At 61.5% G+C, this 15,685-nt stretch carries 16 protein-coding genes; 9 read left to right on the top strand and 7 right to left on the bottom strand.

The genetic code is table 11. The features are described 5' to 3' along the window. The 7 genes from ACIQTW_RS21625 to ACIQTW_RS21595 all read left to right on the top strand — a co-directional run. A partial coding sequence (locus ACIQTW_RS21625) for an SCO6880 family protein (RefSeq protein WP_402941532.1) occupies window positions 1-677 on the top strand: 677 nt, incomplete at its 5' end. Then, window positions 677-2,269 carry an ATP/GTP-binding protein gene (locus ACIQTW_RS21620; protein ID WP_402941531.1) on the top strand — a complete coding sequence of 531 codons (1,593 nt, stop codon included), beginning with the start codon at window positions 677-679 and terminating at the stop codon, window positions 2,267-2,269. The genes ACIQTW_RS21625 and ACIQTW_RS21620, both read left to right, overlap by 1 nt. Next, window positions 2,269-4,038 carry a type IV secretory system conjugative DNA transfer family protein gene (locus ACIQTW_RS21615; protein ID WP_402941528.1) on the top strand — a complete coding sequence of 590 codons (1,770 nt, stop codon included), beginning with the start codon at window positions 2,269-2,271 and terminating at the stop codon, window positions 4,036-4,038. Before ACIQTW_RS21620 ends, ACIQTW_RS21615 begins: the two co-directional genes overlap by 1 nt. Then, window positions 4,031-4,444 carry a DUF4913 domain-containing protein gene (locus tag ACIQTW_RS21610; protein ID WP_402941525.1) on the top strand — a complete coding sequence of 138 codons (414 nt, stop codon included), beginning with the start codon at window positions 4,031-4,033 and terminating at the stop codon, window positions 4,442-4,444. The genes ACIQTW_RS21615 and ACIQTW_RS21610 overlap by 8 nt, the downstream gene beginning before the upstream one ends. Window positions 4,445-4,540: 96 nt before the next feature. Beyond that, window positions 4,541-4,708 (top strand): hypothetical protein, encoded by a 168-nt coding sequence (locus tag ACIQTW_RS21605; protein WP_402941523.1) that lies wholly within the window; start codon window positions 4,541-4,543, stop codon window positions 4,706-4,708. Continuing rightward, window positions 4,674-5,882 carry a restriction endonuclease gene (locus ACIQTW_RS21600; RefSeq protein ID WP_402941520.1) on the top strand — a complete coding sequence of 403 codons (1,209 nt, stop codon included), beginning with the start codon at window positions 4,674-4,676 and terminating at the stop codon, window positions 5,880-5,882. Before ACIQTW_RS21605 ends, ACIQTW_RS21600 begins: the two co-directional genes overlap by 35 nt. A 472-nt stretch (window positions 5,883-6,354) precedes the next feature. Then, entirely contained in the window at window positions 6,355-7,152 is a 798-nt protein-coding gene (locus ACIQTW_RS21595) for a GIY-YIG nuclease family protein (protein ID WP_402941518.1), read from the top strand. 24 nt (window positions 7,153-7,176) lie between these two features. Here the strand turns inward: ACIQTW_RS21595 and ACIQTW_RS21590 are convergent, their stop codons facing one another. From ACIQTW_RS21590 to ACIQTW_RS21580, 3 genes are all read right to left on the bottom strand, one after another. Beyond that, window positions 7,177-7,482: a hypothetical protein gene (locus tag ACIQTW_RS21590; protein ID WP_402941515.1), complete on the bottom strand. Its 306-nt coding sequence runs from the start codon at window positions 7,480-7,482 to the stop codon at window positions 7,177-7,179. Between the two features lie 140 nt (window positions 7,483-7,622). Continuing rightward, window positions 7,623-8,309: a hypothetical protein gene (locus ACIQTW_RS21585; RefSeq protein WP_402941512.1), complete on the bottom strand. Its 687-nt coding sequence runs from the start codon at window positions 8,307-8,309 to the stop codon at window positions 7,623-7,625. Window positions 8,310-8,431: 122 nt separating this feature from the next. Beyond that, window positions 8,432-8,641 carry a hypothetical protein gene (locus ACIQTW_RS21580; protein ID WP_402941510.1) on the bottom strand — a complete coding sequence of 70 codons (210 nt, stop codon included), beginning with the start codon at window positions 8,639-8,641 and terminating at the stop codon, window positions 8,432-8,434. Window positions 8,642-8,926: 285 nt separating this feature from the next. Here ACIQTW_RS21580 and ACIQTW_RS21575 point away from each other — a divergent pair, with 285 nt between their 5' ends. Next, on the top strand, window positions 8,927-9,055 hold the full coding sequence (locus ACIQTW_RS21575; RefSeq protein WP_402941507.1) for a hypothetical protein: 129 nt from the start codon (window positions 8,927-8,929) through the stop codon (window positions 9,053-9,055). 66 nt (window positions 9,056-9,121) lie between these two features. Beyond that, window positions 9,122-12,421, top strand: a complete 3,300-nt coding sequence (locus ACIQTW_RS21570) for a type ISP restriction/modification enzyme (protein WP_402941504.1) — start codon at window positions 9,122-9,124, stop codon at window positions 12,419-12,421. Here the strand turns inward: ACIQTW_RS21570 and ACIQTW_RS21565 are convergent. The 4 genes from ACIQTW_RS21565 to mobC form a co-directional block, all read right to left on the bottom strand. Beyond that, window positions 12,418-12,720, bottom strand: coding sequence for a hypothetical protein (locus ACIQTW_RS21565; RefSeq protein ID WP_402941501.1), 303 nt, complete (start codon window positions 12,718-12,720; stop codon window positions 12,418-12,420). The two genes, ACIQTW_RS21570 and ACIQTW_RS21565, sit on opposite strands and share 4 nt — an antisense overlap. Before the next feature lie 113 nt (window positions 12,721-12,833). Further along, a complete protein-coding gene (locus tag ACIQTW_RS21560; protein ID WP_402941498.1) occupies window positions 12,834-13,622 on the bottom strand; it encodes a hypothetical protein in 789 nt (262 codons plus the stop codon). A 17-nt stretch (window positions 13,623-13,639) separates the two neighbouring features. Continuing rightward, on the bottom strand, window positions 13,640-15,199 hold the full coding sequence (locus tag ACIQTW_RS21555) for a relaxase/mobilization nuclease domain-containing protein (protein WP_402941495.1): 1,560 nt from the start codon (window positions 15,197-15,199) through the stop codon (window positions 13,640-13,642). Beyond that, on the bottom strand, window positions 15,199-15,651 hold the full coding sequence (gene mobC, locus ACIQTW_RS21550; protein WP_402941492.1) for a plasmid mobilization relaxosome protein MobC: 453 nt from the start codon (window positions 15,649-15,651) through the stop codon (window positions 15,199-15,201). The genes ACIQTW_RS21555 and mobC overlap by 1 nt, the downstream gene beginning before the upstream one ends. Window positions 15,652-15,685: the final 34 nt, after the last annotated feature.

Genomic DNA, 15,685 nt, shown 5'->3' with positions numbered 1-15,685 from the left:
CCGGCGCGTGCGCGCCGCTGAATGCTCAGGAGCTGTGCGAAGTCGTGCGGGTCGCTTACGATCCTGCCGCCGCGCGCCTGATCGATGAAGCCCACTACCAGGGCACTCCTGTTGACCTGTCTTGGGGCGAGGTCGGGCCTTCGGCACATCAGGCCAGCTGGGACAGCTACCGCCACGACTCCGGGCACTCGGTGTCCTGGACGATGACCGGCGCACCGCGCGGCCACGTCCTGGCGTCCGTGCTCGCTCGTCTCGTCGCCCCGCACGGGGAGATCGCCCGCAAGCGCGTCACGTTGCTGTACCGGCCCATTGAATCGGGCCGTGCGGCCGCCATTGTGGAGTCTGACCAGACCAACGCCCTCACACGGGCTTCATCGACCAGCCGACCTACGGCGCGCGCCCTCGTGGACGCCCGCGCAGCGACGGCCACGGCTGCGGAAGAAGCAAAGGGGGCAGGGCTGGTGAATTTCGGCATGGTCGTCACGGCCACGGTGCTTTCCTCCAACGCTCTGGATGACGCTGTGGCTGTCGTGGAGGGCAACCTCGGCCCGTCAGCCCGCCTGCTGCTGCGACGGGTCTACGGCTCCCAGGATTCGGCTTTTGCTGCATCCCTGCCGCTTGGCCTGGTTCTGCCCAAGCACTTGAAGGTGCCCGAAGAGATCCGTGAGGCCATGTGATGTTCGGTAGCAAAACCAAGCACAAGCGCAATCCTTCCAGCACAACCAGGCTTGCGGCTGCTGTTGCACGGCGGCCGGGCCTTCGGGGCTGGCGTGGACGCGGGCAGGGTGAAGCCGTCTACGTCACGGCCGCCGACGAGTGGCGCGGCACCTCCGTCCAGGTCTGCGGGCTGTGGCCCTTCGTAGGCGGGTCCGGCACCCCGATTGTGGGTGTGCCGATCGGCGTTCACACCGACACCGGAGCGCCCTTCGGCGGAGATCCCATCAGCTGGTTCATGCACGGGATGATCAACAACCCGTCGATGTTCGTCCTCGGACTGCCGCACTACGGCAAGTCCACGCTGGTCCGGCACATTGTCCTGGGTCTTGCCGGCCGGGGGATCAACCCGTTGATCCTGGGCGATTTGAAGCCTGACTATGTTGATCTCATCCGCGCGCTGGGCGGCCAGGTCATCAGCCTGGGGCCGGGACGTGGCCACCTGAACGTCTTGGACCCGGGCGAAGCAACGGGCGCGGCTGTCCGGCTGCTTGCCTCAGCCGAAGAACACCGGGCAAAAGCCAACCGGGCCCCGGACCAGGAAGCGGCCGCGCAGCTGCTCGCTGCAGCGGTGAAGGCCGAGAAACTGGCCGAACAGCTCATGGCGGACTCGCACAACCGGCGCCTCAACATGATCACTGCGCTGATCACGATCGTGCGCAACGCCAAGCCCAGCGCGCACGAAGAATCTCTGATCGACCGGGCACTGCACATCCTGGATGAGCGCCTGGACCGGGTGCCCCTGATCGGGGATCTCATCGACGTCATCAAAGATGCGCCCAACGAGCTGCGGGCCATTGCCCTTGACCGTGGCGACATGGGCCGATACCTGGACGCGACTGACCAGCTGCGCCAGTCGCTGTACTCCCTCGACGGCTCCGGCCGGTTCTCTGATATGTTCTCCAAGCCCACCGATCAGCCGATGGACCTTACCAAGCCGGTCGTCTTTGATCTGTCAGGAATCTCTGACACGCAGCGGGACATTCAGGCAGCTTCGCTCCTGGCTTGCTGGTCAACCGGGTTCGCCACCGTCCAGGTGGCACATACTCTGGCCGACGCCGCCCTGGAGCCGCGCCGCAACTACTTCGTCGTCATGGATGAGCTGTGGCGGGCGCTGCGCTCCGGTGAAGGCATGGTGGACCGCGTTGACTCGCTGACGCGCCTCAACCGGACCGAGGGCGTTGGCCAGGCCATGATCACGCACACCATGAGTGATCTGGAAGCCCTGCCCACCGAGTCGGAGCGGATGAAAGCCCGCGGCTTCGTGGAACGCTCGGGCATGGTCGTCTGTGGGGCATTGCCCGGTGGCGAAATGGAGAAGCTGAACAAGGCCGTCACGCTCTCGCGTGCCGAACAGGCCCGTCTCATCTCCTGGGCCGATCCGGGGTCTTGGACGGACGTCGGCGGCTCGCGCAAACGCGTCCGTCCGGGCCTGGGAAAGTTCCTCTTCAAAGTCGGCGGCCGCCCGGGTGTCCCGGTGGCACTGAAGCTGACAAGCGTGGAGGAATCCCTGCACGACACGAACAAGCGCTGGCACGACGAGGGGGAAAACTGATGGGTGCACCAAACAACGGCAAACGTTCCCAGCTCGGCGGTGAGACGATCCTGCTCTGGATCTTCATCACCGTCGTGGTGCTGGGGGTCGGCTCCGTGACCGGAGCCGTTCACCTGGGGTCGATGATTGCCGGTGACGGCCAGAAACTGCCGGCTAACCCCTTTGAGCTGGTCTTTAGCCTCTTCTCCCACAAGGTCACCTGGCCGGCAGCGGCCACAGCCGTTCTGATCGGCTTCGGCGTCGTCGTCTTGGCTCTGGCTGTGCTGGTGGTGCGCGGCATGCTGCGTCGCCGTTCCAGACGTTCCCGTGTGGACGTCGCCGCCCAGCACATGGCCAAGGGCAAGGATCTGCGGGCGCTGAGCCTACGCGGCGCGACCGCCACAGCCGAGCGCCTGGGCGTCAAAGGCTCGCCCGGTGTCCCGGTCGGCAAAACAGTCCTTGGCGGGCAGATGGTCTACGGCTCCTGGGAAGACATGCACATCGACGTGTGGGGGCCTCGGACGGGTAAGACGACTTCCCGGGCCATCCCGGCAATCCTGGCCGCCCCGGGGGCTGCGCTGGTGACCTCAAACAAGCGGGACATCGTTGACGGCACACGCGACGTCCGGGCAGCCGAGGGGCCGGTGTGGGTCTTTGATCCCCAAGCGGTTGCACTCGAGGAACCCACCTGGTGGTGGAACCCTCTCAGCTACGTCACGGACGAAGTGCGGGCGGCCCGCCTGGCTGACCACTTCGCCGCCGGCTCCCGTGGCCCGGACGCCAAAACGGATGCCTATTTCGATCCTGCCGGCCAGGATCTCTTGGCCGGTCTCCTGCTCGCGGCGGCTCTCGACGGCCGGCCGATCACGCAGGTTCATACCTGGCTGACCAGGCCGGCGGACGACGAAGCGGTGGATATTCTCAAGGCCCATGGATTCCTCCAGACCTCCAATGCCGTCGGCGGTGTCGTCAACGCGCCTGAGAAGCAGCGCGGGGGCGTGTACGGTACGGCGCTGCAAATGGCATCGTGCCTTACCAACCGGCAGGTCGCCCGGTGGGTGACTCCGCTGGGCGAAAACGACGAGCGGCCGCAGTTCGATCCGGCAGAGTTCGTCCGGTCCAAGGGCACGCTGTACAGCCTCTCCAAGGAGGGCAAGGGCACCGCCGGCCCGCTGGTGACAGCGCTGACCGTGGCCACCGTCGAGGCCGCCGAAGAGCTGGCCGTTTACTCACCTGGCGGCCGGCTGGCTACGCCCATGATCGGAGTCTTGGACGAAGCAGCCAACGTCTGCCGCTGGCGCGAACTGCCGAACCTCTACAGCCACTACGGATCTCGGGGCATCGTTCTGATGACCATCCTCCAGTCCTGGTCCCAGGGCGTGGAGGTTTGGGGCCGTGATGGGATGCGCAAGCTGTGGAGCGCAGCCAACATCAAGGTCTACGGCGGCGGCGTTGCCGAAGCCGAATTCCTGAACGAGCTCGCGCAGCTGGTGGGGGAGTACCGGTACTCCAACATGACCAAAAGCCGCTCCAAACAGGGCACTTCCTACAGCCACGACGATGACCGCAAGGAACGCACCCTGGACGTTTCGGACCTGGCCTCGTTCCCTCGGGGCCGCGCAATCATGTTCGCTTCCGGTGCCCCCGCTGCTCTGCTGGAAACCGTGCCCTGGATGAGCGGCCCGCACGCAGAAGCAGTGCGGGCCTCAATCGCCGCGCACGATCCGGCCAACCGGCCGGCTCCCCCTGCCGGCAACCGGTGGATCGCTGCGGGTGCCCCAGATGAGTGAGGGCCTGGGGGAGTGGGACGACGAACTGGAGGACTCAGGAACCGACACGGAGCCGGCTGAGGATGAGCCTGAGCTGTTCTACCCCAACGTCGCCGAGTTCGTCAGCGGCAAACTGGCCACCACTTACCGCCGACAGCTGAACGTGCAGGGCGGAGTGACCTGGTGCCCGCAGTGGTGGAAACACGCCGAAGCGATCAGCCGCCTGGAAGCACTCTGGCGGGCGTGGGAGTTTCTGCGCCTTGACGGAACCACGGGAATGAGCGTGTGGTGGCGCGACCACGCTGACCACCACATGTCCGTGCTGCTCTCAGCCGATGGGCCGTTCAAGGGCTGCAGCCCGGACGACGGGCACCGTGCCAAACTCGTCCCGTTGCCCTGCGAGAAGCCCCCCGCCGGCCTTTTCTAGGACCTCTCCACTGGGACGGGGAGAGGTCATGGGCAGATAAAGTTTTGATCTGGAACTGTCTCCATCAGTTCCTCCATCACTGACGAGAGGCCTGATGTGTCCGAAGTTTACGACTACAAGAACTACGAGGAATACCAAGCTTGGGTAGAGGCTGTTGAGGCGCGGGAGGAACTGAGCCCCTCCGAACGTCAAGACATCATCGACGCTGCACCGATTCCGGACGAAACATATGGGGAAGCGCTGGAACGTAACTCCGACGACTAGCCTCGCAAAGGCCTCTCACGTTTGCCGTGAGGGGCTTTTTTGCTGCCCCTTGGACACAGAAACACAGACCAGCGCGGAACGCCGGGGCCGGAGCCACCCTTGGATCGCAAAACGGTGGGTCTCTGTGACACAAAGAGGGATAGGGTCTGGGCTCCGTGATATGCAAACTTCCATGTACTCGGCCATGTGGATGATTTGGACGCCCCTTTTGGCTTCTTCGGGGGTTGACGCAGCAGAGCTAGACCGTGAAGTGAAATCTATCGCTGACTATTGCGTGCGGGCTGGCAGGCGCCCTGAATCAGAACGGGATGCGGCTCTGCAATGGGCCAAGGACAAGACGCAGCAGATTCTTCCCAGCCCCGGGAAGCTCCCGCCGTTGCCCCGCGAGCCATTCATAAATCCCCTGGCAATGGCTTTTCTTGCCGCCCCCTGCGTGATGCTTTCGGCATTCATCTTGGGGCCCGCATCGGGCAATCCCGCTAAGAACAGCGGGATCATCACCGCTGGCGTGGTCTTTTGGGCGGCTTATATTTTCGTTTGGATTTTGGCCGGTGTCTGGTCGAAGATGCACCGAGAAGCTGTGCGCCGGTATTGGGCCAAGTACGACCCACGCCATAAGGACCGCGACCCTTTAGAGAGGGATTTGCACAGGTTTCTAGAAACGGCCATCCGCGAGGCCTGGGACGACTATCTACGCCCGATAGCGACCGTAACCCCTCGGGAGGTTACGGCCGTTCCTAGGGCTCCCCTGCCTTGGACGCCACAGGGGGAGCGCCCACGACCGCGAGCTTCGTGTACTGACCGGGAAGCGGAGTTCCTGGCCCGCGATTGGATGCTTTATTTGGGCGCAGGCGGTTCCACGGTTTCGAGTGCGACACGGGACGGCGGCATGGACGTTGTTTCCGCCCAGTTCGTTGCTGAGGTCAAGCACCATTCCTCCCCCGTCCCACCCAGCCTGGTACGGCAAATTTTTGGGGTCGCCGCTGCTGAGCAGAAACGGGCTCTATTCTTTTCGCTGTCGGGGTACTCGACTGCGGCAATCGAATTTGCCACGCAGACCGGCATAGCCCTGTTCGTCTACGACTACAGCCATGGCACTCTCAACGCGAAGTCTCCAGCCGCAGCGCAGGCTCTAAAGAACGGCCTTGTGAGCCTGGTATCCCCTCAAAGATGATCCCCTCAAAGCCCAGGGGAAACCCTCCAACACAGAAACACAGACGCTGGGGCCACGGCAGACCTAAGAGCCGTAGGCTTGCCAAATGACGGGAAATGCCTTGGAACGCGAAGCCGTTGGCTGGTGCCACGGTTGCGGAACGGTTCAGCTCAAGTCCGAAATGCCCCTTGACTACATCGAATGGAAAGAGGCAACAGCCCCCGTGTGCGTGGAGTGCGAGGCTGAACCCTGGTCCATAGGCGTATGGAACAAAGGTGAGCATGCCTCGTCCTGCTCCTGGACAGAAGCCGCAAGGCGTCGAACTGTCGACTGGACCCCAGATTTCCCGTGCAATTGCCCTCCGGTGACAAACCAAAAATAGCCGTCGTAAGAGCCTCGATTAGAATCTTTCCCGTTGGCCAAAAACAGGAGAAAGAGAACCCGGGGCCTTATGTTGACGGATATATCTGGACGGCTCCAGTTGGGGCACCTCGTGCTTGCTGCTGGCTTGGATATCGAAGACGTGGTGGCTATCCGTCACACCCTCACCCCTGGGGGCCTGACCACGCAGGCCGAAGCCAATGGTCCTAAGTTGCTTAGCTACACCCGCGAGCAAGGGCACGGTAACAAGCTCGGCAAGAACCCGCCGAAAATCTGGCTTAACTTTCTCGCAACTACTGGGCGGCGAGCTAGGTTCCTGACAGTTTTTGAGAACCACGGGGAAGTGGCCGAGGAACGCACGCCAACACTGCGATTCTTTGACCTCCGCCCCTCTGCCGCGTTTGAGTCTCTACGCCGCCGCCTGGTCATTGAGTGGCCAGGTGACACGGTGAATTGGGCCAAGTCGGGAAAGGCTGCCAGTTCGTTGGATGTCGTAGAGATCGCTGACCCCAGGGTAAAACCGTTCCCTGGCTATGACCGGTTGTTGGTGGACTTCGACGAGCTGCAGTCGATTCTCGAAGACGACTCGTACAGTCAGTGGCAGACCGCGCTCAGTTCTGTGCAGGGTATCTACCTGATCGCCGACACTAAGAGCGGCCAACTGTACGTAGGCAAAGCGGACGGGAACGAAAGATTCCTTGGACGCTGGAGCGCTTATGCCCGAACCGGCCATGGAGGAAACGTGGCTCTGAGAGAACTAGCGGCTCTCGACCTCTTACACCCACAGTATTTCCAGTTCAGCATCCTTCAAGTCTTCTCCCCGAGTGCGCCGGCCTCTCAGGTAGATGCTGCCGAAGCCCACTACAAAAGGGCACTTCTGACGCGGCAGTTCGGTTACAACCGTAACTAGTCCGGTGCCCCGTCTCCTGGGCGATCATCCTGCGTCTCGGTACTCATGCCCTGGAACGGGCGTCATGGCTTGCACGCGGCCAGCAACAGCCAGGAAATCGGCTTCTAGGACAATTCCGGTCGCCTTGTCCACGAAAATGGCGGGGGCATCCATAACCACGAACTCATCGTTGTTGTCTTCCAGATACTCGCGTGCACCTTCAACGACTAGGTAGGAGGTTTCGTCTTCCCACCCGTAATCCGCAACCGTGTACGTGCCTAGTCCTTCCCAAAGGGACTCCCGCGATTCACGGACTGTTGTCCGGGCTTCCTCAAATGTCAGTGCTTCCATAGTCCTATCGTCGTTTAGGCCGTAACGGCGAAGCGCTAGCAGTAAATGAAAAGGACCGGCTTCCCATGGGGGAGGCCGGACCTTCTACCAACACAAGCAGAACAAAAAAGAGGTTGCCAGGTGGCGACCGGGTTATAGGGCTATCCGCGGATTGTGCGGTGTTCGCTGCCCAGGGTTGATGTTCTCCTTGTGCTGTCACTCGGGTCTTTCACGATCCGGTGAGAATCGGTTGGGTTCTTGACGGTGCGCTGCGAGCTACTAGGCGCTTTCTTCACGCTTGTAACGCTGATATTCCACTCACCTTCGCCGGGTGCTTCTTCTGCCGCTGCCATCTTCTTTGTGGCCGGGCGGCCTGCCTGGCGCTCCGTGTGTTCGTTCCAGGACTCGACGGCAGCGCGAATCCACAGAGGCCCTGTACGGGGCTCCAGGGCAGGGGTCGGGAAGTCTTCCCGTTTGGTCAAGCGGTGTGCCTGCTGACGGGTTACGCCGAGCAAATCCCCAATGTCCGGGATGGCCATCATCGGAGGGAACGTCGGTTCCTCGTTCTCTGCTGTCCTGGTTTCCTCGTCAAGGATCCGAACTGATGCGATTTCGACATTGGGCATGATGGGTCCAAGGTCGAGTTCCAAGAAGTTACGGGCCAAGGAAGAGGCGTGCCAGGCGTCGAGTGCTTCGAATGCAAGAGACAGTCCAAGCTTGGGTTCGTCTCCAGAGGAGACAGCGCCGTGCAAGGGGATAACAACGTCAATCAGATCGTCAAGCAGTGCATCACTAATGGGTGATTCCAGCTTTAAATCCAAGTCGACAAACCATGTCTGGTCAGTCATGGTTGGTGGTCCTTTCGCCAAAGGTCTTTCTTTTTGTGTTGTGTGCCGGGGGGTGAAGCGGCGTTCTAGCGGTTCAATTTGAAGCCCTTTGCCCCGCATCCTCGGATGCGGGACGGAAGGCCTCACTTGGCTTTCTGGATAAATCCCGACTTTCGCAACTGAGCCAGCATGTTTTCCCATGCCCTCACGTCGCTCGGAGTCTTGTGGATCGTCACCCCCGGTTTGGTTCTGTCCGGTGGTAACGCTATCCAGCCTGACTTGATTGGTTTGAGCCGGAAGCCTTGTGCTTCCAGTTCTTCCAAAAGCCATTTGAGCCGCTTGTCTTGTGCCATCTTCACCCCCCTTGTTAGTCGTTATGTACCCAGCATAACAGAAATTAGTTACATGTGTAACCTATTTCCTGAAGACTTTGATATCGCATCGGCCCTTCCCGGGTGTCATTGGTACGCTGACCGAGCGGGCCGCTGGAGGCTACCCCCAAGGCTTCTGGCGGCCCGCCCAACGCTGTTTCCGGCCACCGCCCGTTAGTAGGCTGGCCGGGTAGTTTGCTCAACTATCGGGGGATTCAACTCACGGCCCATATCGAGGAAGCAACGGACGGACGCCTAACCGTGTGCATGGTCGAGTTTCCCGTCCTCACCGTTGAGGCCGCGAATATCCACGAGATCCCCGCCGTCGTTTCCAAGTCTGCCGCCGCGCTTACCGGCAGGTCGGAGAGCGATTTCGGCGTTCAGGTTCGTTACTAGGTGCTCTTGTTGCCCTGCTTATAGCCGTAGAGTATTCGCATCTAAGTGCGAAAAGTGGGGTTGTTGGTGCCAAATACATGGCTGCAAGAGTACGTGTCTGCGTTCGGCGCTGACTGCAAGAGCAAACTGCAAGGCAATATTGGGCAGGCCGAGGCGTCAATCCGGAAACCACTTGATGTACTCATCACGTCAATTGGGGCGAAGCTGGGCCTGGAAGTCGTTGCTTTTGACGAAGCCGCCGACACCGAACGCAGCGTCCGCCCTGACTACGCGGTTCAGGTAAACGGCGCGGTTACTGGCTATGTCGAAGTCAAGGCTCCGGGCGAAAACCTCGACCCCACAGCGTTTAAGGGCCACAACCTTACTCAGTGGAATCGCCTCAAAGACCTACCGAACCTGCTCTACACCAATGGAATTGAATGGCGACTCTGGCGCGGCGGTGAACTGATAGGCGAACCGGTCCACTTGGTTGGTGGAACACTCACCACGGCGGGAACGAAGCTCTCACCCGGCCAGCGCTTTGAGGGTTTATTAACAGACTTCCTTCGCTGGGAGCCGGTAGAGATTACGTCGGTAAAGAAACTTGTCACGACTATCGCCCCTCTCACTCGCTTGTTGCGTGGGGAAGTCCTCGACACTTTGGCATCGGAGAGGCGGGCTCTTAGCAGCCCTGGGGGAAAGCTTGCTGACCAGGTTTTTCTTGGCATGGCTAAGGAGTGGAAGCATCTTCTGTTTCCAGGGGCCACAGACGCGGAGTTCGCGGACGGTTATGCACAAACGGTGACGTTCGCTTTGCTGCTGGCGAAGTCCGAAGGTATTGACCTGAACGAGAAGGGTCTTCATGACAGCGCAAGCGATCTTGGGGAATCCCATGGGTTGATGGCGAAAGCCCTTCAACTTCTGACTGACACGGTTTCCAAGAAATTCCGCATCACCCTTGATCTGATGATCCGCACAATAAACGCCGTCAACTGGAAGTGGGTGCGATCGGGTGTCAGCGACATGTACCTGCACCTCTACGAACACTTCCTGGCCGTATATGACAACGAGCTAAGAAAACTGTCCGGCAGTTACTACACGCCGGGCCCTGTTGTTGAGGAAATGACCCGACTCACCGAGGAAGTTCTTGCTGGCAGATTGGGCAAGTCGCTGCGTTTGCGCGACCCCGATGTGCGGGTAATTGACCCTGCCATGGGTACCGGGACGTTCCCGGTGCACATCATGGAACGGGCAGCCGAGCAGGCCGGTGCGGAAATCGGCCCGGGCGCAGCTACCGAAGCCATCAATTCAATCGCCAGGCGGCTCTACGGATTTGAACTCCAGACCGGCCCCTTCTCAGTTGCGGAACTGCGCTTGTCCGACCTCATCCGTGCCCACGACGCCAAAGTTCCAGACAATGGCCTGAACCTCTTTGTTGCCGACACTTTAGAAGACCCGCACATTGCCGTCGGCCAGATGTCTTACATGACTCAACTCGTTGCGCAGCAACGCCAACGGGCCAATCACATCAAATCCACAACCAACGTCACCGTGTGCATCGGCAACCCGCCCTATAAGAACAATGCTGGGGGTAAAGGCGGCTGGGTTGAGAACGGCCCGGCAGGCAGCGAAGGTGAAGGCATCCTTGCCGACTTCCGCATGGAAGGAAACGGCGTTGTTGAGTATGACCTGAAAAATCTCTACGTATACTTCTGGCGCTGGGCGTTCTGGAAGGTCTTTGAGTCCACCCCACCGCCCGGAGCACTGGACGGCGACGCTGGCATTATCTGCTTCATTACCCCCTCCAGCTTCCTTTCGGGAGCCGCGTTCAAGGGAATGCGCGAGTACATCAGAAAAAACTGCTCTGAGGGCTGGCTCATTGATTGTTCCCCGGAAGGGCTGCGCCCGCCCGTAAACACTCGCATCTTCCCTGGGGTGCAGCAACAGCTTGCCATCTCCATCTTTGTTCGGAAGCCAGACAACAATCTCGAGGTTCCGGCGGTCCTGCACTACACCTCCCTGCATGGCCGGCAAGGCCAGAAATTCCAGCAACTGCGTGACATTGCGATAGATGGGCCTGGGTGGCTCCCTGTACGGACCGACTGGACAGCGCCATTCACTGCCGCTGCTGCTGGTGATTGGGACTCCTACCCGACTATCCATGACCTGTTCTTGTGGCTGACACCTGGAGTCAATCCGAACCGCAACTGGGTTGCCGCGCCAACCGTAGAAACCCTCAGTTCGCGTTGGCTGGAACTCGTCTCCTGTGACGACCGCACCAGGAAAGAAGAACTATTCAAGAAGTCCAGGGACTCATCCCTCGATAAGAGCAAACTCCCTCTGCCCGGCAACGACGTTGAGCAAGAAACCACAAAGCGGTTTGCTGATGAAATCCGCCTTGAACCCACCGTCGTCCAAGTCGGACACCGTTCATTTGATCGCCAATACGTCATAGCCGATCATCGGCTTCTGGACATGCCGCGACCGGATCTCTGGCGAGCCCGCATCCCTGGTCAGATTTTCCTCTCGGAGCTGCACACAACTTCGTTGAGAACCGGCCCTGGCGTTACCTTCTCGGGACTCATCCCCAGCCAGCACCATTTCCGAGGCAGCCAAGGTGGCCGTGTGGCCGCTATGTACCACCCGGACGGGAGTCCCAACACCACTAGGGGACTCTTGGAAGCCCTGTCCTCAGAACTCGGAATCGAAGTGACCGTTGAAGACCTCATGGCCTACATCGCCTGCACAGTCTCCCACAGCGGATACACCGCGACATTCGCGGAAGAGCTTCAAACCCCTGGCGTACGGGTGCCGCTGACCAAAGATGCTGAACTTTGGCGTCAGAGCGTCGAACTGGGCCAAGAAGTGCTCTGGCTTCACACCTTTGGGCTAGCCTTCGCCAACGAACGAGGAAATAACGTCCTCACCGGCAGCGCCCACCAGGTCAAATACCTGACCGCCGTGAAGCAGCTCGATGATGAATACACCTACAACCCAATTACCCAGACATTGAGCTTTGGCGGCGGCTCCTGGGGACCGGTCCCTCCCCAGGTCATGGACTACAACACAGATAGCAAGAAGACCGTCAATGCCTGGTTCTCCTACCGGAAAAAATCACCTGTCGGGAAGAAAACCTCACCCCTCGACAACATCAGTGCCACCTACTGGGAAGCCGATTGGTCCACGGAGCTGGCCGAACTGCTGACCGTTCTGGCTCGCTTGGTGAGCTTGGAAACGCGCCAGGAAGAACTTCTGGGAAAGATCATCGCAGCCGACCACATCACACGCACCGATCTGGAAGCAGCGGGCGTGAAGTGGCCGGAACGAGCAGACAGGACGGCGAGCCTGAGCCTTGAATCCGCTGCCGACAGTGGGCATTTGTTTTAGCTCTCCGTTTTGAACTCTCCGTCTGGTTCATCCTTCAGATGACCCCGAATGATCGTTGCGATAGTCCGCACGACGGCGGGGTCTTTCTGCCATGGCTGCCCGCCACGGGAGCATGCGTGAATGCCCTTTACACCCGATTCGCTGGCAGCCGCGTCCAGGTCGGCCCATGCGTCTCTCAGTTCCTCCAGCACTTCCGCGGAAAGCGGTTCCTGGGAGGTTAGAACCACCCCCGTGCCAGGGGTGGTTTGCGCCGGAGCTGCTGCGGCACGCTTACGACGGAAAAGACTTCTCAGACCCATGGTTCCAGCCTAAACGGGGGAACGTGTGCGCGTATTTCTACCTCGGCAGGGTCCAGCTCGGGGCGGGCCGGAGATAGCGCTCTGACTGGCCGGCCCCTTCCCGTCCTGAACTCCTAGCGGCTCATGCCCTTCTGCAGGAGCTTTGTCTGGCCGTCGGCTCCCCGCGTTTTGCGGGCCTTCGGGCTGCGCCCTGGTGCGCTGGCAACGGCCGCGCTGGGCGGGGTGCCCTGGTCCTGGTCAGCGCTTAGCCGCGCCTGAACGGCCTCCCTGTCGGCCACGCCCTCCAGACTGGCGGCCAACTCCTGGCGACGTTCGGCTGAGTCGTACTTGATGCCTGCCTCTTCGGCCAACGCCTCGGGCCGCTGGTTCTCTTCCGTCGCGTCCTGTTCGCGGTCCTGGTCCTCCCTGGCGGCCTCAGCCAGCAGCTGCGTGGCCTCAGTGTTCTCGTCACGGCCTGCGCCGCGCTCCTGCTCTGCCTGCTCACGATCCCTTGCGGCCTTCGCCAGAGCAGCAGCCACCGACGCATCGTCGGCGCCCAGGTTGTCCACGTCCAAGCCGTAGCGGCGCTGCACTTGGTCCCGGATTACCTCGGCCGCGCTGCGCGCCGCCGGATCGTGGTCTTTCCACGCGGTAGCCGCCTCGTGCACCCTCTCCACGTCGCGGCCACTGGCCGTGTCCCACCAACGGTTGTCCATCACTGGTGCAAGCTGTGCACGGGCTGCTGCGCGCTCTGCGTCGAACCTGGCCTGCAACTCACGGGTCTGCTGCTCCTCGGTCGCCTGGTCACGGCGCAGGGCCTGCTCGCGTGCCCTGGCCACCTGCTCACCAAGCCGGCCGGCGACAGTCAGCCCGACGCGTGACATTCCCTCGATAGCCTCGTCGATGCCGTCAGATTCACTCACGGTTCCCCCTCTTGGTGTTATCTCTCGATATCCGGGCGGGTGGTCCCGCCACGGGTGGTTGCGTGGGTGCGTGCCTGCTCGTACTTCGGCGGCAGCACCGAGCCGGCGGAACGTGCCGGAGTCTGGCCGGCCGCGCTCGTCCGCATTGCCTCTGCCGCCTCGCTGTCTACCGCCGGCACCGTCGCTGGGACGCTCGGCAGCGCGGCCGCCACCTGACTCAGCTGCGTCTTCACCAGGTCACTGATCTGGCGTGCCCTGCGCAGGTCGTTGGACGCCTTGTGCATGTCATGGACGGCCTTTGCCACGTTCAGCAGCTGGCGCAGCATGATCGCTTGCGCAGCCGTTCCGGCGCCTCCCATGGTGGCCGCCATAAGAACCAGGGATGCGCCCCTTGCAGACGGGCCGACGCTGCGGACCGGTCGGGCCGGGTATCGCCGCAGCTGTGCCGTCTTGGACAATTCATCGGCCGCAGCTGCCAGCGGTCCCGGTGTCGATTCCGTGGCGGTTGACCAGGCTGCGAACGCCCCGGACGTCTCCCTGGCCACCTGCGCCCAGGTCGCGTGGTCATCCATCGGGACAGCTCGCAAGCTCTCCCGCAGTCGGGCGACTTCGTTGCTGTACTGCTCCCACATCTGGGGATCTGGTTCGTGCGCCTCACGGCCGATGTTAACGGGCCGTCGGCCACGAGCGGCTGCTCCCCATTCGGCCACAGCTCCGTCTGCCAGCTCGGGACTGTCGGCCCACGCTCCGCGTAGTCGGGGAAGGGTCAAGTCCTTGGCCAGGTGGCCACCGCCGAACCATACGGGCCGGCCTCCCTTGGACGGACGTTCAGCAACCGAATAGCCAACCACGACGTCATCACGGCCAGCTGCGTAGCGCGGTTTGATCATGGCGCCCGTGCGCCGGAAGCGACGGACAAACTCAGCCTCGTCCTGAGCGGCGGTGGCGCACGCCCGGACCTTGCGAGCGAGTGAACGGCGTTCCGGTTCCTCCACGCCGCGACGCTCGGCTGCTTCGCGCTCACCTGGCCGCAGTCCACGCATGGCGTAGACGGGAGACAGCTCTTCCAGTCCGTGCTTCTTCTCAAGCGCACGGGCCGCGTCCTGGGCGCGCTTGTAGTCCAGGTGACTGCTCCATTTGGTGCCGTCCTCGCGCACCATGGAAGCCGCAATATGAATGTGGTCATTGCCGGCCTTGCTGTGGCCGTGGCGGATCGCCACCCATGACACGGGGGCCTTTCCACTGGCTTCGGTGAAGCCCATTTCATCCATGAACTCGTTGGCGATATCGGCCCATCTCTGGTCGGTAAGGTCGCCTTCTTCCGCGCGCAAACTCAGCGAGCAATGCCAGACATGTCCGCCCTTGATGTCCACACCGAGAACGTTCTTTGCCTGGTCGAGATGATGTGCAATCGAGAGGGCTGCGTCACGGTTCAGCTGGTCGTCGTTGTGCCACGCGATGATGGGCGCGGAGCCGGTCACCAAATGTGGGTCGGTGTGTTCGTTGGACCGGCCAGGACCTGCCAGGTAAACCAACAGACCAGCCATGCGGTCACCCTTGGTGATGTTCGGGATCATCAGCCGGCCAGTCCGTCGATGATGCCATTCATGCGTTCGGCAATCGCACGCACACGTCCCAGGGCCACGCGGGCTTCCTCGGGAAACTCATCCGTGGCATTGGCATGCTTCGCCAGCTGGTTCACGTTGTTGGACAGTGCAGCCAGGTAGCGACGTGCAGCCATGAACTCGGTGGCCAGGGCGCGGCGCTCGGCCAGCGAATCGGAAGACTGGGAGTAAAGCGCAGCACTGACCAGGATCTCGGACGGGCTGCGCCCCGTTTGTTCTTCCAGTACGTAGAGACGGGTCCGCTCCTGCTCCGACATGGAGACACGCACGTACTGGGTTTCTCCGTCGATGTTCGCACGGCGACGACGGTTCAGGCGACGGCTGGAACTCCGTTCCTCTGCCATTGCAGTACCGCCCTTCCATGCCCAGCGCAGCGCCCCGGAATCTCCGGGATCACACGTCAAGTGTGACGCATCCTCGGTACGAAGTCGAGGATCA

Source organism: Paenarthrobacter sp. NPDC090517 (assembly GCF_044769165.1).
Classification (GTDB): domain Bacteria; phylum Actinomycetota; class Actinomycetes; order Actinomycetales; family Micrococcaceae; genus Arthrobacter.
Note: the sequence above shows the minus strand (reverse complement) of the source record. Positions and strands in the feature narration are given on the sequence as shown.